The sequence below is a fragment of the Herbidospora daliensis genome, assembly GCF_001570585.1.
Classification (GTDB): Bacteria; Actinomycetota; Actinomycetes; order Streptosporangiales; family Streptosporangiaceae; genus Herbidospora; species Herbidospora daliensis.
This window is the reverse complement of the sequence record NZ_BBXF01000005.1, coordinates 1,031,864-1,054,847: the sequence shown is the minus strand read 5'-3', so window position 1 is coordinate 1,054,847 and position 22,984 is coordinate 1,031,864. Positions and strand designations below refer to the sequence as shown.

The 22,984-nt window shown below is 71.4% G+C and carries 22 protein-coding genes; 11 read left to right on the top strand and 11 right to left on the bottom strand.

Annotated features, from left to right (window positions below; translation table 11 throughout):
• Positions 1 to 3 precede the first annotated feature (3 nt).
• The 9 genes from uvrC to AW274_RS28090 all read left to right on the top strand — a co-directional run bounded on the left by uvrC (position 4) and on the right by AW274_RS28090 (position 8,664).
• The gene (uvrC, locus tag AW274_RS28130; protein WP_062437791.1) at positions 4 to 1,905 is read left to right on the top strand and encodes an excinuclease ABC subunit UvrC; all 1,902 of its coding nucleotides are present in this window, start codon (positions 4 to 6) and stop codon (positions 1,903 to 1,905) included.
• Entirely contained in the window at positions 1,902 to 2,786 is an 885-nt protein-coding gene (rapZ, locus tag AW274_RS28125; protein WP_062437789.1) for an RNase adapter RapZ, read from the top strand. The genes uvrC and rapZ overlap by 4 nt, the downstream gene beginning before the upstream one ends.
• Entirely contained in the window at positions 2,783 to 3,730 is a 948-nt protein-coding gene (locus AW274_RS28120) for a gluconeogenesis factor YvcK family protein (RefSeq protein WP_062437786.1), read from the top strand. Before rapZ ends, AW274_RS28120 begins: the two co-directional genes overlap by 4 nt.
• A gap of 63 nt (positions 3,731 to 3,793) precedes the next feature.
• Positions 3,794 to 4,774 (top strand): DNA-binding protein WhiA, encoded by a 981-nt coding sequence (whiA, locus tag AW274_RS28115; RefSeq protein WP_030452232.1) that lies wholly within the window; start codon positions 3,794 to 3,796, stop codon positions 4,772 to 4,774.
• 165 nt (positions 4,775 to 4,939) lie between these two features.
• A complete protein-coding gene (gene gap, locus AW274_RS28110) occupies positions 4,940 to 5,944 on the top strand; it encodes a type I glyceraldehyde-3-phosphate dehydrogenase (RefSeq protein ID WP_062437783.1) in 1,005 nt (334 codons plus the stop codon).
• Positions 5,944 to 7,131 (top strand): phosphoglycerate kinase, encoded by a 1,188-nt coding sequence (locus AW274_RS28105; RefSeq protein WP_062437780.1) that lies wholly within the window; start codon positions 5,944 to 5,946, stop codon positions 7,129 to 7,131. Before gap ends, AW274_RS28105 begins: the two co-directional genes overlap by 1 nt.
• Before the next feature lies 1 nt (position 7,132).
• The gene (tpiA, locus tag AW274_RS28100) at positions 7,133 to 7,897 is read left to right on the top strand and encodes a triose-phosphate isomerase (protein WP_083974893.1); all 765 of its coding nucleotides are present in this window, start codon (positions 7,133 to 7,135) and stop codon (positions 7,895 to 7,897) included.
• A gap of 116 nt (positions 7,898 to 8,013) precedes the next feature.
• Complete coding sequence (gene secG / locus AW274_RS28095; RefSeq protein WP_061300674.1) at positions 8,014 to 8,244, top strand: preprotein translocase subunit SecG; 231 nt, start codon at positions 8,014 to 8,016, stop codon at positions 8,242 to 8,244.
• A gap of 72 nt (positions 8,245 to 8,316) precedes the next feature.
• Positions 8,317 to 8,664 (top strand): RNA polymerase-binding protein RbpA, encoded by a 348-nt coding sequence (locus AW274_RS28090; RefSeq protein ID WP_081898407.1) that lies wholly within the window; start codon positions 8,317 to 8,319, stop codon positions 8,662 to 8,664.
• Positions 8,665 to 8,710: 46 nt separating this feature from the next.
• On the opposite strand, the gene AW274_RS28085 is transcribed toward AW274_RS28090, so the two are convergent.
• Positions 8,711 to 10,300 carry an amidohydrolase gene (locus AW274_RS28085; RefSeq protein WP_062437777.1) on the bottom strand — a complete coding sequence of 530 codons (1,590 nt, stop codon included), beginning with the start codon at positions 10,298 to 10,300 and terminating at the stop codon, positions 8,711 to 8,713.
• Position 10,301: 1 nt separating this feature from the next.
• Positions 10,302 to 11,690 carry an NAD(P)/FAD-dependent oxidoreductase gene (locus AW274_RS28080; protein ID WP_062437774.1) on the bottom strand — a complete coding sequence of 463 codons (1,389 nt, stop codon included), beginning with the start codon at positions 11,688 to 11,690 and terminating at the stop codon, positions 10,302 to 10,304.
• 189 nt (positions 11,691 to 11,879) lie between these two features.
• Here AW274_RS28080 and AW274_RS28075 point away from each other — a divergent pair, with 189 nt between their 5' ends.
• Positions 11,880 to 12,911, top strand: a complete 1,032-nt coding sequence (locus AW274_RS28075) for a GNAT family N-acetyltransferase (protein ID WP_062437771.1) — start codon at positions 11,880 to 11,882, stop codon at positions 12,909 to 12,911.
• Positions 12,912 to 12,970: 59 nt separating this feature from the next.
• On the opposite strand, the gene AW274_RS43195 is transcribed toward AW274_RS28075, so the two are convergent.
• Both AW274_RS43195 and AW274_RS28065 read right to left on the bottom strand, forming a co-directional pair.
• Positions 12,971 to 13,588, bottom strand: coding sequence for a Clp protease N-terminal domain-containing protein (locus tag AW274_RS43195; RefSeq protein ID WP_062437768.1), 618 nt, complete (start codon positions 13,586 to 13,588; stop codon positions 12,971 to 12,973).
• A 38-nt stretch (positions 13,589 to 13,626) separates the two neighbouring features.
• Positions 13,627 to 14,133: a GNAT family N-acetyltransferase gene (locus AW274_RS28065; RefSeq protein WP_062437765.1), complete on the bottom strand. Its 507-nt coding sequence runs from the start codon at positions 14,131 to 14,133 to the stop codon at positions 13,627 to 13,629.
• A gap of 23 nt (positions 14,134 to 14,156) precedes the next feature.
• Between AW274_RS28065 and AW274_RS28060 the strand changes: the two genes are divergently transcribed.
• Complete coding sequence (locus tag AW274_RS28060) at positions 14,157 to 14,909, top strand: hypothetical protein (protein ID WP_062437762.1); 753 nt, start codon at positions 14,157 to 14,159, stop codon at positions 14,907 to 14,909.
• Here AW274_RS28060 and AW274_RS28055 read toward each other — a convergent pair.
• The 7 genes from AW274_RS28055 to tal form a co-directional block, all read right to left on the bottom strand.
• Positions 14,896 to 15,852 (bottom strand): quinone oxidoreductase family protein, encoded by a 957-nt coding sequence (locus AW274_RS28055; protein WP_062437759.1) that lies wholly within the window; start codon positions 15,850 to 15,852, stop codon positions 14,896 to 14,898. The two genes, AW274_RS28060 and AW274_RS28055, sit on opposite strands and share 14 nt — an antisense overlap.
• A 1-nt stretch (position 15,853) precedes the next feature.
• Positions 15,854 to 16,744, bottom strand: a complete 891-nt coding sequence (locus tag AW274_RS28050) for a dioxygenase family protein (protein WP_062437755.1) — start codon at positions 16,742 to 16,744, stop codon at positions 15,854 to 15,856.
• A gap of 164 nt (positions 16,745 to 16,908) precedes the next feature.
• Complete coding sequence (gene pgl, locus AW274_RS28045) at positions 16,909 to 17,634, bottom strand: 6-phosphogluconolactonase (RefSeq protein ID WP_062437753.1); 726 nt, start codon at positions 17,632 to 17,634, stop codon at positions 16,909 to 16,911.
• Positions 17,635 to 17,697: 63 nt separating this feature from the next.
• Complete coding sequence (locus AW274_RS28040; RefSeq protein WP_062437750.1) at positions 17,698 to 18,603, bottom strand: glucose-6-phosphate dehydrogenase assembly protein OpcA; 906 nt, start codon at positions 18,601 to 18,603, stop codon at positions 17,698 to 17,700.
• Complete coding sequence (gene zwf, locus AW274_RS28035; protein ID WP_232320423.1) at positions 18,600 to 20,210, bottom strand: glucose-6-phosphate dehydrogenase; 1,611 nt, start codon at positions 20,208 to 20,210, stop codon at positions 18,600 to 18,602. The genes AW274_RS28040 and zwf overlap by 4 nt, the downstream gene beginning before the upstream one ends.
• A gap of 53 nt (positions 20,211 to 20,263) precedes the next feature.
• Positions 20,264 to 21,874 carry a phosphoglucose isomerase-related protein gene (locus AW274_RS28030; RefSeq protein ID WP_062437747.1) on the bottom strand — a complete coding sequence of 537 codons (1,611 nt, stop codon included), beginning with the start codon at positions 21,872 to 21,874 and terminating at the stop codon, positions 20,264 to 20,266.
• Between the two features lie 3 nt (positions 21,875 to 21,877).
• Positions 21,878 to 22,984 (bottom strand): transaldolase, encoded by a 1,107-nt coding sequence (gene tal, locus AW274_RS28025; RefSeq protein WP_062437745.1) that lies wholly within the window; start codon positions 22,982 to 22,984, stop codon positions 21,878 to 21,880.

Genomic DNA, 22,984 nt, shown 5'->3' with positions numbered 1-22,984 from the left:
GGGGTGGCTGATCCGGCAACCTATCGGCCCGCACCCGGATCGATCCCCGAGTCCCCCGGCGTCTACCGTTTCAGGGATCCCTCCGGCCGGGTGATCTACGTGGGCAAGGCGAAGAGCCTGCGGCAACGACTGAACTCCTACTTCGCCGACTTCGCGAGCCTCCACTTCCGCACGCAGTCGATGCTGACCACCGCCGCCCGCGTCGACTGGACCGTCGTCGGCACCGAGGTCGAGGCCCTCCAGCTCGAATACTCCTGGATCAAGGAGTTCGACCCCCACTTCAACGTCAAGTACCGCGACGACAAGTCCTATCCCTACCTCGCCGTGACGATGTCCGACGAGTTCCCCCGCGTCCAGGTCATGCGCGGCGCCAAGCGCAAGGGCACCCGCTACTTCGGGCCCTACAGCCACGCCTGGGCCATCCGCGAGACCGTCGACCTGCTGCTGCGGGTCTTCCCGGTGCGCACCTGCTCGGCGGGGGTGTTCAAGCGGGCCGGGCAGATCGGGCGGCCGTGCCTGCTCGGCTACATCGACAAGTGCTCGGCGCCCTGCGTCGGCCGGGTGACCCCCGAGGAGCACCGCGAGCTGGCCGAGGACTTCTGCGACTTCATGGCCGGCAACACCACCCGCTTCATCCGGCGCATCGAACAGGAGATGCGCGAGGCCGCCGCCGTCGAGGAGTACGAACGCGCGGCGCGGCTGCGCGACGACGTCCAGGCCCTGCAGAAGGCGCTGGAGAAGCAGGCCGTGGTGCTCGGCGACGCCACCGACGCCGACGTGGTGGCGCTGGCCGAAGACGACCTCGAGGCGGCCGTCCAGGTCTTCTACGTGCGCGGCGGGCGCATCCGGGGGCAGCGCGGGTGGGTCGTCGACAAGGTCGAGGAGTCCTCGTCCGGCGACCTGGTCGAGCACTTCCTCATCCAGATGTACTCCGAGGCCGAGATCCCGCGCGAGATCCTCGTGCCGGCCAACCCGCCCGACCTCGACGCCGTGGTCGAGCTGCTCTCCGAGGCGCGGGGCGCCCGCGTCCAGGTGCGGGTGCCGCAGCGCGGCGACAAGAAGGCGCTCATGGAGACCGTCGAGCGCAACGCCAAAGAGGCGCTCACCCAGCACAAGCTGCGCCGCTCCAGCGACCTGACCTCCCGCAGCAAGGCCCTCCAGGAACTCGCCGAGGGGCTCGCGCTCGACCAGGCGCCGCTGCGCGTCGAGTGTTACGACGTCTCCCACATCCAGGGCACCAACGTGGTCGCCTCGATGGTCGTCTTCGAAGACGGGCTGGCCCGTAAAAGCGAATACCGGCGGTTCCAGATCAAATCCGCCGAAGGCGACGTCGCGTCCATCCACGAGGTCATCACCCGGCGTTTCCGCCGCTACCTCGAGGAGCGCAGCGCCACCGGCGAGCTCGGCGGCGAACCGACGGGCGAGCCGATCGACCCCGAGACCGGCCGGCCGCGCAAGTTCGCCTACCCGCCCAACCTGGTCGTCGTCGACGGCGGTCCGGCGCAGGCGGCGGCCGCCCAGCGGGCCCTCGACGAGCTCGGCATCGACGACGTCGCGGTGTGCGGCCTGGCCAAGCGCCTCGAAGAGGTCTGGCTGCCGGGCGACGACCAGCCGGTGATCCTGCCGCGCACCAGCGAGGCCCTCTACCTTCTGCAGCGGCTCCGTGACGAAGCGCATCGCTTCGCGATCACCTACCATCGTGCCAAGAGGTCCCGATCGCTCAAAGAGAGCGCTCTGGACGCGGTCCCCGGTCTCGGTCCCGCCCGGCGGCAGGCTCTTCTCCGTCACTTCGGCTCCGTGAAACGCCTAGGTGACGCGACGGCCGCCGAGATATGCGAGGTTCCCGGCATCGGGCCGGCGACGGCCGAGGCCATCGTCGCGGCGTTGAAGGGGGAGAACGCATGACCGACACCAACGACGGCACCGGCGAGCCGGGATTCGTGATCGTCACCGGCATGTCCGGTGCGGGGCGCAGCACCGCGGCCAAGGCGCTGGAGGACCTGGGCTGGTTCGTCATCGACAACCTGCCGCCCGGCCTGCTGTTCTCGCTGGCCGAGGAGGCCGGGCGGGTGAAGCTGGCCGCCGACCACGTCGCGGCCGTCGTCGACGTGCGGTCGCTGGCGTTCACCACCGACCTCAACGCCGCCATCGAGGAGCTCGACGGGCGGGGCGTCGAGGTCCGCGTGGTGTTCCTGGAGGCCAGCGACGACGAGCTGGTGCGCCGGTTCGAGAACGTCCGCAGGCCCCACCCGCTCCAGGGGGAGAACCGCCTGGTCGACGGGATCGATCGCGAGCGGGGCATCCTGCGCGAGGTCCGGGCCAACGCCGACCTGGTGATCGACACCTCCAAGCTCAACGTCCACGAACTCCGCAAGAAGATCGTCTCGTTCTTCGGCGGGGAGGACCGGCCAGGCCTTAAGGTCAACGTGGTGTCGTTCGGTTACAAATACGGCCTTCCGGTCGATGCCGACCTCGTGGTCGACTGCCGTTTCCTGCCCAACCCTCACTGGGTGCCGGAACTGCGGCCGATGAACGGTCTCGACGTTCCGGTGAGGGAATATGTGCTCAGCCAGCCCGGCGCCAAGGAGTTCCTCGACGGCTACGAGGAGGTCTTCGGCGTCGTCGCCGCCGGTTACACCCGCGAGGGCAAGGGCTACGCCACCCTCGCCGTCGGCTGCACCGGCGGCAAGCACCGCAGCGTCGCCATGTCCGAGCAGCTCGGCGCGCGGCTGCGCGAACGCGGCATGGACGTCCAGGTCAGCCACCGCGATGTGGGTCGCGAGTGAGTGACGGCGACCCCGGGAGACCGAGGGTCGTAGCGCTCGGAGGCGGCCACGGTCTGCACGCCTCGCTCTCGGCCCTGCGCCGGGTCACCACCGACCTCACCGCGGTCGTCACGGTCGCCGACGACGGCGGCTCCAGCGGCCGGCTGCGCCGCGAGCTCGGCGTGCTGCCGCCCGGCGACCTGCGCATGGCGCTGGCCGCGCTCTGCGGCGACGACGAGTGGGGCCAGACGTGGTCCCGGGTCGTCCAGCACCGTTTCCACGGCGAAGGCGACCTGCAGGGACACGCGGTCGGCAACCTGCTCATCGTGGCGCTCTGGGAGCTCCTTGACGACCCTGTCAAGGCGCTCGAGTGGGTCGGCCGCCTCCTCGGCGCCCACGGGCGGGTGCTGCCGATGGCCTCGGTGCCGCTCGACATCCAGGCCGAGGTCGAGCTCGACGGCACGGTCACGACCGTCCGGGGGCAGGTCGCATGCGCCCTCACGCCCGGTCGTGTGCGGGCGATTTCGCTCGTTCCATCCGATCCGCCGGTGTCTCCCGAGGCGGTCGGCGCCATCCACGAGGCCGACTGGGTGGTGTTCGGGCCGGGCTCCTGGTTCACCAGCGTGCTGCCGCACCTGAAGGTGCCGGGCCTGGCCAGGGCGCTGGCGACCACCAGCGCCCGGCGGCTGGTCATCCTCAACCTGGCTCCCCAGCCGGGGGAGACCGACGGCTTCTCGCCCGAGAACCACCTCGAGGTGCTCCGCGACCACGCGCCGGGGCTGCTCATCGACGCCGTCGTCGCAGATCGGGGCGTGGTTCCCGAACCGGGCGAACTGGAGAAGGCCGTGGTGGCCCTCGGGGGGCGTCTGGTATTGGCGGATGTGGGCGCCTCTGACGGATCTCCCAGGCACGACGCACCACGCCTTGCCGCTGTCCTGGACGAGATTTTCCGCGAGAAGCGGTGATACCCCCTAGTCAGCGTGCGAGAGACTAACGGCCATAGTCTGTTTGGGGGAGGACACGCGCTAATGGCCATGACAGGCGTGGTAAAAGACGAGCTGAGCCGTCTGCCGGTGCTGAAGCCCTGCTGCCGCAAGGCCGAGGTGTCGACGCTGCTGAGGTTCGCCAGCGGGCTCCATCTGGTGGGCGGCCGGATCGTGATCGAGGCCGAGCTCGACACCAACGTGACGGCCCGCCGCCTGATCAAGGACATTGGCGAGGTGTTCGGCCACAAGGCCGAGGTCCTGGTGCTGGCCCCGGCCGGGCTCAGAAAGGGCTCCCGCTACGTCGTCCGGGTCTACAAGGACGGCGAGGCGCTGGCGCGGCAGACCGGTTTGATCGACAACCACGGCCGCCCGGTTCGGGGCCTGCCTCGACAGGTCGTGTCAGGAGCGACGTGCGACGCCGAGGCCGCCTGGCGGGGGGCGTTCCTGGCCCACGGCTCGCTGACCGAGCCGGGCCGGTCGATGTCGCTCGAGGTGACCTGCCCCGGCCCCGAGGCCGCCCTGGCGCTGGTCGGGTCGGCCCGCCGCCTGAAGATCCACGCCAAGGCGCGCGAGGTGCGCGGCGTCGACCGCGTGGTGGTCCGCGACGGCGACGCCATCAGCGCCCTGCTGACCCGCCTGGGCGCCCACGACAGCGTGCTGGCCTGGGAGGAGCGCCGGATGCGGCGCGAGGTCCGGGCCACCGCCAACCGCCTCGCCAACTTCGACGACGCCAACCTGCGCCGCTCGGCCCGCGCGGCCGTGGCCGCCGGGGCGCGTGTCCAGCGGGCCCTGGAGATCCTCGGCGACGACGCCCCCGAGCACCTCGTGATCGCCGGGCGGCTCCGCGTGGAGCACAAGCAGGCGTCACTGGAGGAACTGGGCCAGATCGCCGACCCGCCGCTGACGAAGGACGCCATCGCCGGCCGCATCCGCCGCCTGCTCGCCATGGCCGACAAGCGGGCCCAGGACCTCGGCCTGCCGACCACCGAGGCGAGCCTCACCGCCGACATGCTGAGCGGCTGAAGCCCCGGTTACGGCGCGATTTTTTACAGAAAGTCGCCCCGCTTTGCGGCTTTCTTACGCTGTGCCGCCCTGCGGCAGACCCACTTGGTCTAAACCAATTTGAGTCCGATAGGGTCTGCACCGAGGTTTCAGTCACGTAACGACGGACGAGGAGAACGGATCCCCGTGACCATCCGCGTAGGCATCAACGGCTTCGGCCGCATTGGCCGCAACTTCTGGCGAGCCGCCGCAGCCAGCGGCAAGGACATCGAGGTCGTCGCTGTCAACGACCTCACGGACAATGCCACGCTCGCGCACCTGCTCAAGTACGACAGCATCCTGGGCCGGCTGCCCTACGAGGTGAAGGCGACCGCCGACGAGATCATCGTCGACGGCAAGGCCATCAAGGCCTTCGCCGAGCGCGACCCGGCCAACCTTCCCTGGGGCGACCTGGGCGTCGACGTCGTCGTCGAGTCGACCGGCTTCTTCACCGACGCCAACAAGGCCAAGGTCCACGCCGAGAACGGCGCGAAGAAGGTCATCATCTCCGCTCCGGCGAAGAACGAGGACGTCACCGTCGTCATGGGTGTCAACCACACCTCGTACGACCCGGCGAACCACACGGTCATCTCCAACGCGTCGTGCACCACCAACTGCCTGGCCCCGCTGGGCAAGGTCCTCAATGACTCCTTCGGGATCGAAAAGGGCCTCATGACGACGATCCACGCGTACACGCAGGACCAGAACCTGCAGGACGGCCCGCACAGCGACCTCCGCCGTGCCCGCGCCGCCGCGCTGAACATCGTCCCCACCTCGACCGGCGCCGCCAAGGCGATCGGCCTGGTGCTGCCGGAGCTCAAGGGCAAGCTCGACGGCTTCGCGCTGCGCGTGCCGATCCCCACGGGCTCGGCGACCGACCTGACCGTCGAGCTCAAGCGCGACGTCACGGTCGAAGAGGTCAACGCCGCGTTCAAGGCCGCCGCCGAGGGGCCGCTGAAGGGCTACCTGACCTACACCGAGGACGACATCGTCTCCAGCGACATCGTCACCGACCCGAGCTCCTGCATCTTCGACGCCGGCCTGACCAAGGTCTTCGGCAACCAGGTGAAGGTCATCGGCTGGTACGACAACGAGTGGGGTTACAGCAACCGCCTCGTGGACCTCATCGAGTACGTGGGTGCCTCGCTCTGATGCGTGGTCTCGACGAGCTCGACGTGAAGGGTCGGCGCGTCCTGGTGCGCGCCGACCTGAACGTTCCCCTCGACGGGGACGTGATCACCGATGACGGCCGCATCCGCGCCTCGCTCCCGACGATCAAGGAGCTGGCCGGCAAGGGCGCCAAGGTGATCGTCTGCGCTCACCTGGGCCGTCCCAAGGGCCAGGTCAAGCCGGAGTTCTCGCTGGCCCCCGTGGCCGCGCGGCTCTCCGAGCTGCTGGGCGAGCCGGTCGCCTTCGCCGCCGACGTGGTGGGCGACTCCGCCCGCGCCACCGTCGCGGCGCTGGAAGAGGGCCAGGTGGCCCTGCTGGAGAACCTGCGCTACGAGCCGGGCGAGGAGTCCAAGGACGACGCCGCCCGCGCCGAGTTCGCGGCCCGCCTGGCCATGCTCGCCGACCTCTACGTCGGCGACGGCTTCGGAGCGGTCCACCGCAAGCACGCCTCGGTCTACGACGTGCCGCAGCAGCTTCCCCACGCCGTCGGCGGCCTGATCGCCGCCGAGGTCGAGGTGCTGAAGAAGCTGACCGAAGACCCGGCCCGCCCCTACGCGGTCGTGCTGGGCGGCGCGAAGGTCTCCGACAAGCTCAAGGTCATCGCGAACCTGCTGACCAAGGTCGACCGCCTGCTCATCGGCGGCGGCATGGCCTACACCTTCCTCAAGGCCCAGGGCTACGAGGTCGGCAAGTCCCTCCTGCAGGAGGAGCAGCTCGACACCGTCCGCGGGTTCCTGAACGAGGCCGCCTCGCGCGGCGTCGAGCTGGTCCTGCCGGTCGACATCCTCGCCGCGACCGAGTTCGCCGAGGACGCCGAGTACGAGGTCGTCGACGCCACGGCCATCCCGGCCGACCGTGAGGGCCTGGACATCGGCCCGCGCACCCGCGAGCTGTTCGCCCAGAAGCTGTCCGACGCCAAGACCGTGTTCTGGAACGGCCCGATGGGCGTGTTCGAGTTCGAGGCGTTCTCGGGCGGCACCCGCGCCGTCGCCGAGGCGCTCGTGCGCTCCGAGGCGTTCACCGTGGTCGGCGGCGGCGACTCCGCCGCGGCGGTGCGCAAGCTCGGCCTGCCGGAAGACGGCTTCTCGCACATCTCGACCGGCGGCGGCGCCTCTCTCGAATACCTCGAGGGCAAGGAACTGCCCGGCCTGATCGCGCTGGAGGACTGACGTGAGCCGCAAGCCGCTCATCGCCGGCAACTGGAAGATGAACAAGAACCACCTTGAGGCGATCAAGCTGGTTCAGGAACTCGCCTTCTCCCTGACCGACAAGGACTTCGACAAGGTCGAGGTCGCGGTGCTGCCGCCGTTCACCGACCTGCGCAGCGTCCAGACGCTGGTCGACGGCGACCGGCTCCGCATCGTCTACGGCGGCCAGGACGTGTCCGCCCACGACGGCGGCGCCTACACCGGGGAGATCTCCGGCGCCATGCTCGGCAAGCTCGGCTGCACCTTCGTGGCGATCGGCCACTCGGAGCGCCGGCAGTACCACGCCGAGGACGACGCACTGGTCAACGCCAAGGTCCAGGCGGCCTACCGGCACTCGGTGACGCCGATCCTGTGCGTCGGCGAGGGCCTGCCGGTCCGCCAGGCGGGCAACCAGGTCGAGCACACGCTCGCTCAGGTCGACGGCGCGCTCAAGGGCGTGTCGGCCGAGCAGGCGAAGACGATCGTGATCGCTTATGAGCCGGTCTGGGCGATCGGGACCGGCGAGGTCGCCACTCCCGACGACGCTCAGGAGGTCTGCGGCGCGATTCGCGTGCGACTCGCCGAGCTGTACGACGCGGAAATCGCCGACGCGGTCCGTATCCTCTACGGAGGCTCGGTGAAGTCTGACAACATCGCGGGGATCATGGCGCAGCCCGACGTCGACGGCGCTCTCGTCGGTGGGGCGAGCCTCGACCCGGCGGAGTTCGTGAAGATCTGCCGTTTTTAGCGCAGATGTCGGCCTAGCTGGGTCATTATGGGGGTGCGACTTGACACCAGGTCGTACCCTCATAGAGCACGTTTGAATCGTCATGCCGCTCAGGCGCTATCCGGAAAAGGTCTGCCGTGACTATCGGAATCTCCATCGCCCTCATTCTGTCGAGCGCTCTCATGGTGCTGCTGGTTCTGCTCCACAAGGGCAAGGGTGGCGGTCTGACGGACATGTTCGGCGGCGGCTTCGCGTCGTCGTTCGGCGGTTCGTCCGTCGTGGAGCGCAACCTTGACCGTCTGACGGTCATCACCGGCGTCGTGTGGTTCGTCTGCATCATCGCGCTCGGCCTGCTGCTCAAGCCGTAGCAGCCCCAAGCGTCACATAGGGTTCATTCTCTCCCCGTGTTCCCCGCGGGGCGATCGAGCGAGGAGTAATCCGTGGGTAGTGGCAACGCGATCCGTGGCAGTCGAGTCGGAGCCGGCCCGATGGGCGAGGCCGAGCGCGGCGAGGCGGCCCCTCGAGTGCGTGTCGCCTTCTGGTGCGCGAATCTTCACGAGACGCGCCCCAGTTTCGCCAGTGACGCGGCCGTCCCCGAGTTCTGGGACTGCCCCCGTTGCGGCCTGCCCGCCGGTCAGGACCAGGCCAACCCGCCTGCTCCGCCGCGCAATGAGCCCTACAAGACCCACCTTGCCTACGTGAAGGAGCGCCGGAGCGACAAGGACGGCGCGCAGATCCTCGCGGAGGCGCTGGAGCGGCTGCGTTCCTCCTCGCGTCCGATCTACTAGGACTCGCCGGAACGGCCCCGCTGCGCAGGCAGCGGGGCCGTTTCGTTTATCCGAAGACCTGCCGGCCGTCGATGAACGTGGCCCTGACCTCGGTGAGGGCGATCTCCCCGGCGGGCTGGGCGAAGGGGTCGCGGTCGAGCACGACCAGGTCGGCGGGCCGGCCCGGTTCGATCACGCCCGCCGGCGACCCGTTGAGCCAGGCGCTTCCCTCCGTGTACGCCGTCATGATCGTCCGCAGGTCGAGCGCCTGCCCCGGGAGGAACGGGGTCGCCGAGTGCCCGGCGTGGTGGGAGGCGGGCGGCTCGACCCGGTTGACCGCGACGTGCATGCCCTCGATGGGGTTGGCCGAGGACACCGGCCAGTCCGACCCCGCCGCCAGCCGGGCGCCCGAGGCGACCAGGTCGCCGAACGGGTACTGCCACGACGCCCGGGGTTCGCCCAGGTAGGGGATGGTCAGTTCGTCCATCTGGGGGCTGTGGGCGGCCCAGAGCGGCTGGAGGTTGGCGACCGCGCCGAGCTTGGCGAACCGGGGCACGTCGTCGGGCGTGATGATCTGCAGGTGCGCGATGTGGTGGCGGTTGGCGGGGTCGGTGCCCTCCAGGGAGTCGAGCACCTCCCTGACCGCGCGCTCGCCGATGGCGTGGAAGTGCACCTGGAAGCCCAGGGCGTCGAGCTCCCGCACATGGGTCTTCAGCAGGGCCGGATCGACGTAAGAGAGGCCCGTGCCGCCGCAGCGGCAGTAGGGCTCGATCACCGCCGCCGTGTAGTTCTCGGCGATGCCGTCCTGCATGATCTTGACGGCGCCGGCGCGGAAGCGGTCGAGGCCCTCCGCCGAGGCGCGGCGTTCGACCAGCGAGGGGATCTGCTCGGCGCCCTTCGTGCGGTCCCACCACAACGCGGCCACCACGCGGGCCGTCAGCAGGCCCTTCCCGGCCACCGACAGGTAGGTGGGCAGCTGGTCGTCGGAGCCCGCGTACGAGCCGACGATGGCGTCCTGCCAGCCCGTGATGCCCAGGGAGAACAGGTGCCGCTGGGCGTCCAGCAGCGCGGCCTCCTGGTTGGCGGCGGTGGGGCGGGGGGTGAGCAGGCCGACCAGGTCCATCGCGCCCTCGTGCAGGACGCCGGTCGGGGTGCCGTCGGGGTCGCGTTCGATACGCCCGTCGGCGGGGTCGGGGGTGTTTCTGGTGATGCCCGCCCGTTCCAGGGCGCGGGTGTTGACCCAGGCCGCGTGGTGGTCGCGCTGGATCAGGTAGGCCGGGCGGTCGAGGAAGTCGAGCTGCTCGCGGCGGGGCAGCCCGCCGGGGAAGGCGGCCATGTCCCAGCCGCCGCCCTGGATCCATTCGCGGTCGGGGTGGGCGGCGGCGTACTCCGCCACCACGCCGAGGTAGGCGTCCAGGCCGTACACCTCCGACAGCTCGCACAGCGCCCGTTCGAGGCCGGCCTGGACCGGGTGGACGTGGCTGTCGGTGAATCCCGGCGTCAGCAGGCCGCCGGCCAGGTCGAACGGCTCGGCGCCCGGGGTTCTGACGTCGTCGAGGGTTCCCACGGCGGCGACGGCACCGTCGCGGACGAGCGCCGCTTCGGCGAAGCCGCCGGGGGTGAAGACGCGGCCTCCGTGGAACAGGGTCTCGGTCAATTCAGTGTCCTGTGATCTTGTCGGCGATTCTGGCCAGCACGGACGTGCGGGGCACGCCCCCGGCCTCCCGGGCGTCGGCGAGCCGGTAGAGACGGTACATCGCGTGCACCCCCGTCCAGCGCAGGGGCTCGGGCTCCCACTTGCGCACCCGGCGGCCCACCCAGGGCAGCGCGGTCAAAGGGGTGTCGCGGCCCAGCACCAGGTCGCGCAGGGTGCGCCCGGCGACGTTGGTGGCGGTGACGCCGTGGCCGGTGTAGCCGCCGGCCCAGCCGAGGCCGGTCGAACGGTCCAGGCCGACGGTGGCGCACCAGTCGCGCGGCACGCCCAGCACCCCCGACCAGGCGTGCGCGATCCGGGTGGAGCGGGCGGCGGGGAAGAAGCCGAGCAGCAGCTGCCACAGGGCGTCGACGGTCCAGCCGTGGGTGTGGCCCCGGTCGTCGACCCGGGAGCCGTAGAGGTAGGGGCGGCCCCGGCCGCCGAAGGCGATGCGGTCGTCGGCGGTGCGCTGGGCGTACATGTAGTAGTGGGCGAAGTCGCCGAGGAGCTCGTGGCCCTGCCAGCCGACCTCGTCCCAGAAGCTCCGCGGGAGCGGCTCGGTGACGATCATGGAGCTGTTCATCGGCAGCCAGTCGCGGTGGTTGTCCTTCAGCGTCGCGGTGAAGCCCTCGGTGCAGCGCAGGATCACGTCGGCCCGGACCGCGCCGCGCGCCGTCGTCACCCGGCCGGGCGCGATCCCGGTCACCTCGGTGCCCTCGTAGAGCTCGACCCCCAGGTTCTGGACGACCCCCGCCAGCCCCCTGGCGAGCTTCGCCGGCTGCACCCGCGCGCAGTGGGGGCTCCAGGAGGCCGTGAGGGCCCCCTCGACCCGGATGCGGTCGGCGACCGGCACCACCGCCACGTCCTCGGGCCCCCAGCCCCAGGCGTGCTGCCCCTCGACCTCCTGCTCCAGGCGCAGCGCCTGCGCCGGGGTCCGGGCGACGTTCAGCACCCCGCCCTTGACCACGTCGGCGTCGATGCCCTCGGCCGTGCAGACGGAGATGACCTCGTCGACGGCGGTGAACAACTCCCGCTGGAACGCCCGCGCGGCCTCCGCGCCGTGGGTCTGGGCGTAGCGCCGGGGGCTGCCCGGCAGCAGCCCGGCCAGCCAGCCGCCGTTGCGGCCCGAGGCGCCGAACCCGGCGAACTCCTTCTCCAGCACGACGACGTGCAGCGAGGGGTCGGCCTTCACCAGGTAGTAGGCGGTCCACAGGCCCGTGTAGCCGCCGCCGACGATCGCCACGTCGGCCCGCAGGTCGCCGTCGAGGCGGTGGGCGGGCTCGGGGACGCCGAGCGCCCGGTACCAGTAGGAGACGTCACCGTTGGCGAAGGAATCGGAGAGCGGAGCGTTCATAGGGGCAATCCTGCTCTATTCGTCACCGACGCCGCATCTCACGACGGAACGCGTCGTCCAGGGTGGCATTAAGCCCCGTTATGCGAAGTCTTAACAGAATTTGTCATGACGAAACGGTCGGCATACCGGCATGTAGCAAATGCGTAACAACGCTGCTCCAGGCTGGGACGCAGCGGAGGGAGAGATGTTATGGGGTTTCTGCGGATCAGGACGACGGTCGACGAACGTCCCGGGCGGCTGGCGTCACTCGCGTCGGCGCTCGCGGCCAAGGGCGGCAACATCCTCGGACTGTCCGTGCAACCCGACTCCGACGGCACCGTCGACGAGTTCATCGCCGACATCCCGGCCTCGGCGGACGACGTGCGGGTCGCCCTCGAAGAAGCCGGCGGCCGCCGGGTCAGGGTCGTCCCGGCGACCGCCCACGAACTGACCGACGAGCCGACCCGGGTGCTGCTGCTGGCCGCGCGGCTGCGGGCGATGCCGTGGCGGCTCCCGGAGATCCTCGGCGACCTGCTGCGCGCCGACGACGCCCGCTGGGTGTTCGGCGCCGTCAAGGGCGAGCTGCCCGACCCGACCCTGCTGGTGGTGCCGGTGGCGCCGCGCCGGGCGATCCGGCTGCGCCGTACCGGCCTGCCCTTCACCATGACCGAGGCGGCCCGCGCCGCCGCGCTGGTCCGGCTGGCCCAGCCGCCGGCCGACCCCGTCTCGGCCGAGCGCGACCTGACGCTGGCCGACGGCACGCAGGCGCAGGTCAAGTCGCTGGCCCCGATCTACCGCGAGGCCGTACGGGACCTGCACGAACGCTGCTCCCCGGAGACCCGCAGGTTCCGCTACTTCACCTCCTCGCCCAGCCTGCCCCCGAGGGTCTTCGACCGGCTCTGCGACCGGTCGAAGGGCCACTCGCTGGTGGCCGGGCACGACGGCCAGGTGGTCGCGCTGGCGAGCCTGAACTTCGGCGCCGAACCCGGCACCGCCGAGTTCACCCTGCTGGTCGAGGACCGCTGGCAGGGCCGGGGTCTGGGGGCCGCCCTGACCCGGATGCTGCTGGAGGAGGCCCGGGACCTGGGCCTGGCCGAGGTGCGGGCCACGTTGCTCTCCGACAACACGCGCATGCGGAGTCTCCTGATCTCCCTCGGCGCCACGCTCGGCTACACCGATGACCCCGGTGTGGTCGAGGCGCGGATCGCCGTGGGTGTGCTGGCGCCGGTCGTCCCGGCCTAGACCGCGCCGCACGAGAACATTCCGGTCCGGGGCGGCTCAGGGGCCCCGGACCGGAATGATCACTTCTCCGGGTCGGGCGGCGCGCCCATCGCGTCGAGCCGCCGGTGCAGGCTTTCGAGGCTGTCGAGGACCTGCCTGAGCAACTGCCGGTCGGCGGTGTGGCGGCGCAGGGTGGTCCTGATGGCGTCGTCGCCGGGCGCGGTCAGCCGGTCCATGGCCGACCGGTCCTTGGCGGCCTGGTCGTCCATCCGGGCGAGGAGGGCCTGCCGGAGCACCTCGGGTTCGACGCCGCACTCCTGGAGGGCGAGCACGCCGGCGTTCCCGCCCTCGTTCAGCGCGCTCAGCAGCAGGTGCTCGGTGCCGATGTGCTTGTCGTAGCGCCGTAGGGCCTCCAGGTGCGACATCTCCAGGACCTTCTTCGCCCGTGGGGTGAAGGGGGTGTGGTTCGGCTTCGGGGAGCCCGGGTCGGACGCGCCGGTGAGACGGGCGACGGCGGCCCTCATCTCGTCGAGCCGCGCGCCGCAGTCGGCCAGGGCTTGGGCGGCGAGACCCTGACCCTCCCTGATCAGCCCCAGCACGATGTGCTCGACGCCGATGTGGTGGTGGTCCAGTTCCCGGGCTTCCTCGTTGGCGAGGACGACGACCTGGCGGGTGCGGTCGGTGAAACGCTCGAACACGGGTTTCCTCCGTGTGGAGTGTGGGGGGACTGCCCCCACTATGCGCCGGAAACGGCGGGCGCGCGAAGCGTGTAGACGTGGACGGGCCCGTGCTCGCCCGCCCGGGTGCGGGTGCGGATCATGCCGAGCTTCTCGGCCAGCCGCTGCGAGGCGGTGTTGGCGGCGTCGGTCTCGGCCACCACCTCGGGCGCGCCGCGCTTCTCGAAGGCGAACCCCACCACCAGCCGGGCCGCCTCCAGCGCGAGCCCCCGGCCCTGCCATCTTGGATCTACACTGTAAAGGAGCTCGGCCGCGTGGTCGTCGGTGGTGCGCAGCCCGCACACCCCGATCTCCTGCCCGTGGACGATCGCCCACAGCCCGTAGCCGTGGGAGCCGAAGTCCTCCCGGCTGTCGCCCACGATCTCGGTCACCAGCTCCGCCGAGACCAGCGCGTCGTCGAACAGGTGCCGCCGCACGCTCGGCTCGTTCCAGTGGACGAGCAGCCACGCGGCGTCCGAGGGCACGATCGGGCGGAGCGTCAGCCGGTCTCCGCGCAACTCGGTCATGCGGGCCAGGGTATGACCTCTCCGTGAACCGTGAAGAGGCTGCCGACCAGCTTTACGCCCTGCCCCCGGTGGAGTTCACCGCCGCACGGAACCGGCTCGTCAAGGAGACCGGCGACAAGGAGATCGGGAAGCTGCGCAAGCCCACCGTGCTGGCGTGGGCGGTCAACCAGGTGGTGCGCTCCCATCCCGCCGAGATCGGCGAGCTGCTGACCGTGGGGGAGGAGATGCGGGCCGCCTGGGCCTCCGGCGACGGCGACGCCCTGGCCGCGCTCGGCCCGCGCCGCTCCGCCGCCGTGGCCGCCGTCTCCCGCCTGGTGCTGGCCGCCGCGTCCGGGCGGTTGACCTCGCCGGCCGAACTGGAGCAGACCCTCGACGCCGCCGTGGTCGACGCCGGCGCGGCCGCCCAGGTCCGTTCGGGGCGGCTGGCGGGGGCCCTGAGCTACAGCGGCTTCGTGCCCACCGCCGTCCCGCCCACCTCTTCGGTACGCCGCCCGCCCGCCGCCCCCGACCCGTCGATCAGGGCCGCGGCCGAGGCGGCGGTGGAGTCGGCCAGGGAACGCCACGCCGAATGGGCCGACCAACTCGGACCGGCCGTCGCGGAGCGCGACGCGGCCCTCGACGGCGTCGCCGAGGCCGAACGCGATTTGGCCAAGGCGCGCAAACGGGCGACGGCGGCCGGGCAGCGCCACGACGTCGTCGCGAAGGAGGAGGCCAAGGCCCGGCAGGCGCTCGCCGACGCCGAGAGCGCCCTGCGGCGCGCCGCTACGGGCAGATGACGACCCGCCCGGGAGGCCGCTTCGCGACCGCCTCGTAGGCGTCCCCGGCCAGCTCCAGGCCGAAGGTGAACGCGATCGGCGGCGGCCGGAAGTCGCCCGACTCCAGGTAGGACGCCACCAGGGCGAGCCGCTTGCCGCACTGCATCGCGCACAACCGCCGGCTGTCGACGCCCAGCATGCGCACCTCGCGGTGGTAGAAGTCGGGCAGGTCGATCTCGACCTTCCGCGTCCCGGTCGAGCCGATGACGACCAGCCGGCCGCCGTGGGCCAGGCAGGCCAGCGCTGCCGGAGTGGTGACGCCGCCGACGGCGTCGTACACGACCTCGGCCCCGATGCCCCGGGTCAGCCGCCGCACCTCGCCCGCGACGTCGTCGTGCAGCAGGACGAAATCGTCGAGGGCGGCGTCGTCGAGCGGGGGCTTGCGGGCGATGCCGATGACTTTCGCCCCCCTGACCCGGCCGATCTGCGCCACCGCCGAGCCGACGCCGCCGTCGACGCCGAAGATCACGATCGTCTCGCCCTCGTCCAGCTGGGCGATCTCGACCGCGCCGAGCCAGCCGACGACGAAGTTGACCCCGATGACCGACGCCTCGGCGAAGCTGAGCCGGTCGGGCTTGCGGATCAGCGCCGAGGTGGGCACCACGACGAGTTCGGCGTGCGAGCCGTCGCGGGTGTAGCCCAGGTCGCCGCCGGTGCCCCACACCTCGGCCCCGATCCAGTCATGCGGCCCGCCGACGACCACCCCGGCGAAGTCGCGGCCGGGCACCCGCGGCAACGAGGTGCCCGGGATGTAGCCGGAGACGGTCTTCAGGTCAGACGGGGTGACCGAGGCGGCCTTGATCGCGACGAGGGCGTCGCCGCCGTTCAGTTCGGGTTCGGTGACGTCGACGACCTCCAGCACCTCGGCGGGCGAGCCGTAGCGGGCGAACCGCAGCGCGCGCATGTCACGCCCTCCTCTCCGGCGGCCGGCTCCTGCTGAGCGTGAACGTCCAGTCGAGCGTCTCGAACGGCTCGCCCACCTCGGTGCCGTCGGGGGCGGTGCCGGATTCGTGCCGGACGAAGTCGGCCACCAGCGACCGCTTCACCGCGAAGACGGCGTCGTGTTCGAGGTAGTCGTCGTCGCGGCGGAACAACATGGTGATCAGCGGCTGGTAGCCGTCGGCGTGCAGCCGGAAGTGGACGTGCTCCGGCCGCATGGGCGAGCGGTCGGCGGCGCGCATGATCTCCCCGCACGGCCCGTCGACCGGCACCGGGTAGAAGCGCGGCGCGATCGACCGGTACCAGAAGCGGCCGTCGTCGTCGGTGGTCAGCAGCGCGCGCATGGCCGGGCGGCCGTGCAGCCGCTCCTCCTGCTGGACGTCGTAGTGCCCCTCGCCGTCGCTGTGCCAGGTGTCGACCCTCACACCCGCGACGGGCTCCCCATCAGGGCCGACGACCCGGCCGGTGACGAACATCGGCGTGCCCGGCACCCCGCCGGAGATGTCGGAGCCGTTGGCCGCGCTCGGCCGCCCCTCGACGAAGAAGGGGCCGAGCAGGGTGCCGTCGGTGGCGTGCGGCCCGTGGTGCTCGTTGATCAGGTCGACCAGGACGCTCAGCCCGAGGATGTCCGACAGCAGGACGTACTCCTGGCGCGCGGGCGTGGTGACCGCGCCGACGCGGGCCAGGAAGTCCATCGCGGTGAACCACTCGTCGCCGGTGAGGCGCGTCTCGCGGGCGAAGTCGTGCAGGTGCCGGACCAGCTCGACGAACAACTCGCGGGTGCGCTGGTCGCGGCATCCGTCGAAGGTGCTCTGCACCTCTTTGGTGATGGTGTCCTCGGACAGGTCGATCGACATACTTTCGACACTATCCCCAGGTCACAGAGGGGTTCGGGGCCTCCGGGGCGGGCCGGTAAAGGCGGGGCAAGGCCGGGCCAGGAGGCGCCGGGAGGGGCCGTCTGCCCGCAAGGCCGGGCTCCGGGCCCGGCCAAGCGGCGGCAGCGCCCGCGTAAAACCCGGCTTTACCCGGGGATCTCGGCCGAGGCCGCCCGGTCGATCAGGAACAGCGTGCGCTCCCGCCCCCGGGCGCCCGCCGCCGGGGCCGAGAGCTGGTCGCACGTCAGGCCGACCCGCACCGCGGCCGCCTTCTCCGCGCCTGAGGCGATCACCCACACCTCGCGGGCCGCCTGGATGGCCGGGAAGGTCAGCGACACCCGCGTGGGCGGCGGCTTGGGGGAGTCGTGCACGGCCACGACCTGCCGGTCGTCCACGTGCAGGGCGGGGTGTTCCGGGAACAGCGAGGCCACGTGGGAGTCGGGGCCCATGCCCAGCATCAGCACGTCGAACGCCACCCCGGAGCCCAGCGCCGCCGCGTAGCGGTCGGCGGCCTCCTCGGCCGACAGGCCGGTGTCCGAGGCGGGCATCGGGTGCACCCGCGCCGGGTCGAGGTCGAGCACGTCGAGCAGGGCCTCGCGGGCCTGCTTCACGTTGCGGTCGGGGGAGCCGGCCGGGACGAACCGCTCGTCGCCCCACCAGACGTCCACGGCGCTCCAGTCGACCGCGTCGCGGGCCGGGGAGGCGGCCACGGCGGCCAGAGAGGCGATGCCGATCGTCCCGCCGGTCAGCACGACCGAGGCCGTCCCCCGTTCCGCCTGCACGTCGGCCAGCCGGGTGATCAGCCGGGCGGCCACGGCCTGGGCCAGGACGCCCGGGTCCCGGTGGACCACGACGAAGGGGACTGCGCTCATGACGTACCTCCGATAAAAGAGAAACCGCCCGTCTCCCGAAGGGGAGACGGGCGGTCGACGATCTTATTGTCCGGCGAGATGCTTCAGCGCGCCCGCGTAGATCTCGTCGGGGTCGAGCCGCCGCAGCTCCTCGGCCAGCAGCTCCGACTCGGTGCGGCGGGCCAGCGCGACGTTGCGGTCAGGCTGCCCCGGCCGCGACAGGGTCGCCAGCCGCGCGTCGCCGCGCACCAGCGACAGCTCGCCGCCCTTGGCCAGCGTCAGCCGCACGGACGTCAGGCCCGGCCCCTGCGACTCGCCGACGGCGATGTCGGTGCCGAGCTTGTCGGACAACCACGACGCCAGCAGGCAGGCACTCGGGTGCCCGGCCGTCGCCTCGACGACGCCGCCGGTGACCGGGCCGACCGGGAGGTCGAACGCCGCCGCCAGAAGCGAACGCCACGGCGTCAGACGGGTCCAGGCCAGGTCGGTGTCGCCCGGGACGTACCCCTCCCAGCGCGACCGGATGACCTTGGCGCCGTCGTGGGCGGTGCGGGCGTCGACGATCCGCCGCGTGGCGAGGTGCCCGATCGGGTCCTTCGCCGGCGCGGACGGCCCGTCGGCCGGCCACCAGACCACCACCGGGGTGTCGGTCAGCAGCAGCGGGCTGAGCACCGAGTCGGCGTGCTTGGTCAGCTCGCCGTAGAGGCGCAGGATGACGACCTCGCCGGGCGACGACTCGCCGACGCGCAGTTCCGCGTCGAGCCGGTCGGCCTCCCGGGCGTCGCGCCGGATCACCACGAGGATCCTCGACGGGTGCTCGCGCGCCGCGTCGGTGGCCGCGCGCACCGCGTCGTACTGGCCGGCCTCGTCGGAGACCACCACCAGCGTGAGCACCATGCCGACGGCCGGGGCCCCCATCTGGTGGCGCAGCTTGGTCAGCGCCGAGCTGATCTTCGAGGCGGTGGTCGCGGTCAGGTTGAAACTGGTCACAGCCGCCTCCAGACACGCCCGTCGCGGGCGAGCATCTCGTCGGCGCCCGCGGGACCCCACGTGCCGGCCGGGTAGCCCTCGGGACGGCCGTGGGTGGCCCAGTACTCCTCGATCGGGTCGAGGATCTGCCACGACAGCTCCACCTCCCGCTGGTGCGGGAACAGCGGCGGGTCGCCGATCAGCACGTCGAGCAGCAGCCGCTCGTACGCCTCCGGGCTGCTCTCCATGAACGACTCGCCGTAGGCGAAGTCCATGGACACGTCGCGGACCTCCATGGCCGTGCCGGGCACCTTCGACCCGAACCGCACCGTGATGCCCTCGTCGGGCTGGACGCGGATCACCAGGGCGTTCTGGCCCAGGATCTCGGTGTCGTCCTTGCTGAACGGCAGGTGCGGCGCCCGCTGGAACACCACGGCGACCTCGGTCACCCGGCGGCCCAGGCGCTTGCCCGCGCGCAGGTAGAACGGCACCCCGGCCCAGCGCCGGTTGGCCACCTCGAGCTTGATGGCGGCGTAGGTGTCGGTCAGCGAGTCCTTCGGGATGCCGTCTTCCTCGAGGTAGCCGATGACCTTGTCACCACCCTGCCAGCCCGCGGTGTACTGGCCCCGGATCGCGCCGGTCGCCAGGTCGTCGGGCAGCCTGACCGCCTTGAGGACCTTCTCCTTCTCGCGGCGCAGCGAGTTGGCGTCGAAGGACGTCGGGTCCTCCATCGCGACCAGCGCCAGGAGCTGGAGCAGGTGGTTCTGGATGACGTCGCGGGCCGCGCCGATGCCGTCGTAGTAGCCCGCCCGCGAACCGATGCCGATGTCCTCGGCCATCGTGATCTGCACGTGGTCGACGAAGCTGCGGTTCCAGATGGGCTCGTAGAGGTTGTTGGCGAAGCGCAGGGCCAGGATGTTCTGGACCGTCTCCTTGCCCAGGTAGTGGTCGATCCGGAAGACCGAGCTCTCCGGGAAGACCGCGCTGGTGATCCGGTTGAGGTCCTGCGCGCTGGCCAGGTCGTGGCCGAACGGCTTCTCGATCACCACGCGGCGCCACGACCCGTCGGGGTGCTGCGCCAGGCCGGTGCGCTTGAGCTGCTCGACGACGGTCGGGAAGAACTTCGGCGGGACCGACAGGTAGAAGGCGTAGTTGCCGCCCGTGCCCCGGGTCTCGTCGATCTCCTTCAGCATCATCGCCAGGCAGTCGAACGCGCCGTCGTCGTGGAACTCGCCGGGGCAGAAGTGGATGCCCTCGGAGATCTGCTTCCAGACCTCCTCACGGAACGGGGTCCGGGCGTGCTCCTTGACCGCGTCGTAGGTGACGGCGGCGAAGTCCTCGTGCGCCCAGTCGCGGCGGGCGAAGCCGACCAGGGAGAAGCCCGGCGGCAGCAGGCCGCGGTTGCCCAGGTCGTAGATCGCCGGCAGCAGCTTGCGCTTGGCCAGGTCGCCGGTCACGCCGAACAGCACCAGGACGCACGGCCCCGCCACCCGGGGCAGCCGCTTGTCTCTGGGGTCGCGCAGCGGGTTGGCGGCGATGGTCTCCTCGTTGGTCGCCACCGCCGCGACGGCCGCGGTGGCGACCTGCGTCTCCTCCGCGAGCGCGGCGGGCTCGTTGTCAGACATCATTCGGCGCCCTCCTGTACGACGGCTCCGTTTTGATCTCATGCGCTCTCATCGGGTCAGAGCTCCTCCGCCACCGCCAGCAGATGGGCGACGCCCGCCCGCCGGTCGGTGAGGTGGAGCCGCACGGTCGGACGACCCCGGGACTGGAGCGCCCCCAGGTCGCCCAGCGCCTGCGCGAACTGGAGCTCGGCCAGGCCGTAGGGCTTGCCCGGGACCTCCACGTCGTCGCCATTGGCGCCGGTGATCTGCAGGAACACGCCGACCTGCGGGCCGCCCTTGTGGTACTGGCCGGTCGAGTGCAGGAAGCGCGGGCCCCACCCGAAGGTGACGGCCCGCTCGGTGCGGTAGTCGAGCAGGTTGCGCAGCGTCGCGACGTCGGCCCTGGCCCACGCCTCGGTGGTCTGCTCGAAGTCGGCCCCGCCGAGCACCGCGGCGTCGAAGGCGGCCTCGCGGTCGAGGTAGGCCATGATCGCCAGGTAGCCGTCGGAGGGGATCTCCCGCAGCAGCAGGGTCAGCACGTCGGCCAGGTTGCGCGAGTCGCCGACCTCGCCGTAGATCTCGACCGGGCCGTCGACCAGCGCCGGGGCGCCGACCTGCGGGGCGGACGAGAGGATCTTGCTGGTGTTCTCCTTCGACTCGGCCACGTTGGGCTGGTTGAAGGGGTCGATCTCGAGCACCCGGCCGGCGATCGCGGTGGCGTACTCCCAGACCAGGAACTGCGCGCCCAGCGGGCCGTCGACGCGGACGTCGCCCTCGGGGCCGATGTCGACCGCGAACTGGTCGTGGCCCTCGGCCGAGTCGGCGCCGACGACGGGCAGGATGCCCTTGCCGGACTTGCCGGTCGACTCGGCGATGAGCTGCTCGATCCAGTCGGGCAGCCCGGCGATGTCGGTCAGCGCGTCGCGCAGGATGAGCTTGTCGCGCCCGCCCAGCGCCTGGGCCCCCAGCAGGGCGCCCAGGTCGAGACCCGGGTTGCCCTCGTTCTGGCCCAGCAGCGCGGCGATCTCGGCGGCGTCGTCGAGCAGCCTGCCGACGTCGGCGCCGGCCAGCGCGCTCGGCACCAGGCCGAACGCGCTGAGCGCGCTGTAGCGCCCGCCGACGTTCGGGTCGGCCAGGAAGACCTGGTAACCCGCCTCGGTGGCGGACTTCTCGAGAGGTGAACCCGGGTCGGTCACGACGACGATCCGCTCGGCCGGGTCGATGCCGGCGTCACGGAAGGCCTTCTCGTAGATCCGGCGGTGGCTGTCGGTCTCGACGGTGCCGCCGCTCTTCGACGCGACCACCACGACCGTGTTCTCCAGCCGGTCGCCCAGGGCGCGCAGCACCTGGCCGGGGTCGGTGGTGTCGAGCACGGTCAGCGGCACGTCCTCGGTCGCGCAGATGACCTCCGGCGCCAGCGACGAGCCGCCCATGCCGGCCAGCACGACGTGGTCGAGCCCTTCGGCCCGCACCCGCTCCACCAGTTTGGTCAGCTCGGGAAGCAGCTCCCGGCTGGTGGTGGGCAGGGTCAGCCAGCCGAGGCGGATCGCCGCCTCGGTCTGCGCCTCGGGCCCCCAGAGGGTCGAGTCGCCCGCCGCGAGCGCGGCCGGCACGCCCTCGGCGACCAGCTTGTCCTTGACGGCCGCCGCGGCTTCGGCCACGGGACCCAGGGTCACCTCTACCGCCATGAGTTATCGGGCCTTCCCCAGCTCGGTGGTGACGGTCTCCAGCAGTTCGTTCCACGAGACGGCGAACTTGTCGACGCCTTCGTCCTCGAGCGCCTTCACGACGTCGTCGTAGTCGATGCCGACGTTCTTCAGGGCGGCCATGGCGTTCCAGGCGGCCTCGTAGAACGGGCGGATCGTGTCGCCCGAGATACGGCCGTGGTCGGCCACGGCGTTCAGCGTCTTCTCCGGCATCGTGTTGACGGTGCCGGCGGTGACGAGCTCGTCGACGTAGAGGGTGTCGGGGTAGTCGGGGCTCTTGGTGCCCGTGGAGGCCCACAGCGGGCGCTGGGGACGCGCCCCGGCCGCGCGAAGCTCCTGCCAGCGCGGGGTGTTGACGATCTCCTCGAAGGCGGCGTACGCCAGGCGCGCGTTGGCGACGGCGGCCTTGCCCTTGAGCTCCAGCGCCTCGGGAGTGCCGATCTTGTCGAGCCGGGCGTCGATCTCGGAGTCGACACGGCTGACGAAGAACGACGCCACCGACTCGATCTTGGACAGGTCGAGGCCCTTGGCCTTGGCCTGCTCCAGGCCGTCGAGCCAGGCGTCCATGACCGCGCGGTAGCGCTCGAGGGAGAAGATCAGCGTGACGTTGACGCTGATGCCCTCGGCGATGGCCGCGGTGATCGCGGGCAGGCCCTCGACGGTCGCCGGGATCTTGATGAACAGGTTCTCGCGGTCGACGAGCCACCACAGGGCGCGGGCCTCGGCGATGGTCGCCTCGGTCTCGCGGGCCAGGCGGGGGTCGACCTCGATCGACACGCGGCCGTCGACGCCGGAGGTGGCGTCGAAGACCGGGCGCAGCACGTCGGCGGCCCAGCGGATGTCGAACGTGGTGATCGCGCGCACGGCCTCGTCGACCGAGACCTTGCGGACCGCCAGGTCGTGGAGCTGGGTGTCGTAGGCGTCGCCCTTGCTCAGCGCGGACGCGAAGATCGTCGGGTTGGACGTGACACCGGTCACGTTCTTCTCGCGGATCAGCGCCGCGAGGTTGCCGGTGCGCAGACGCTCGCGGCTGATGTCGTCGAGCCAGATCGACACGCCGAACTTGGTCAGCTTGGAGAGGTTCTCACTCAT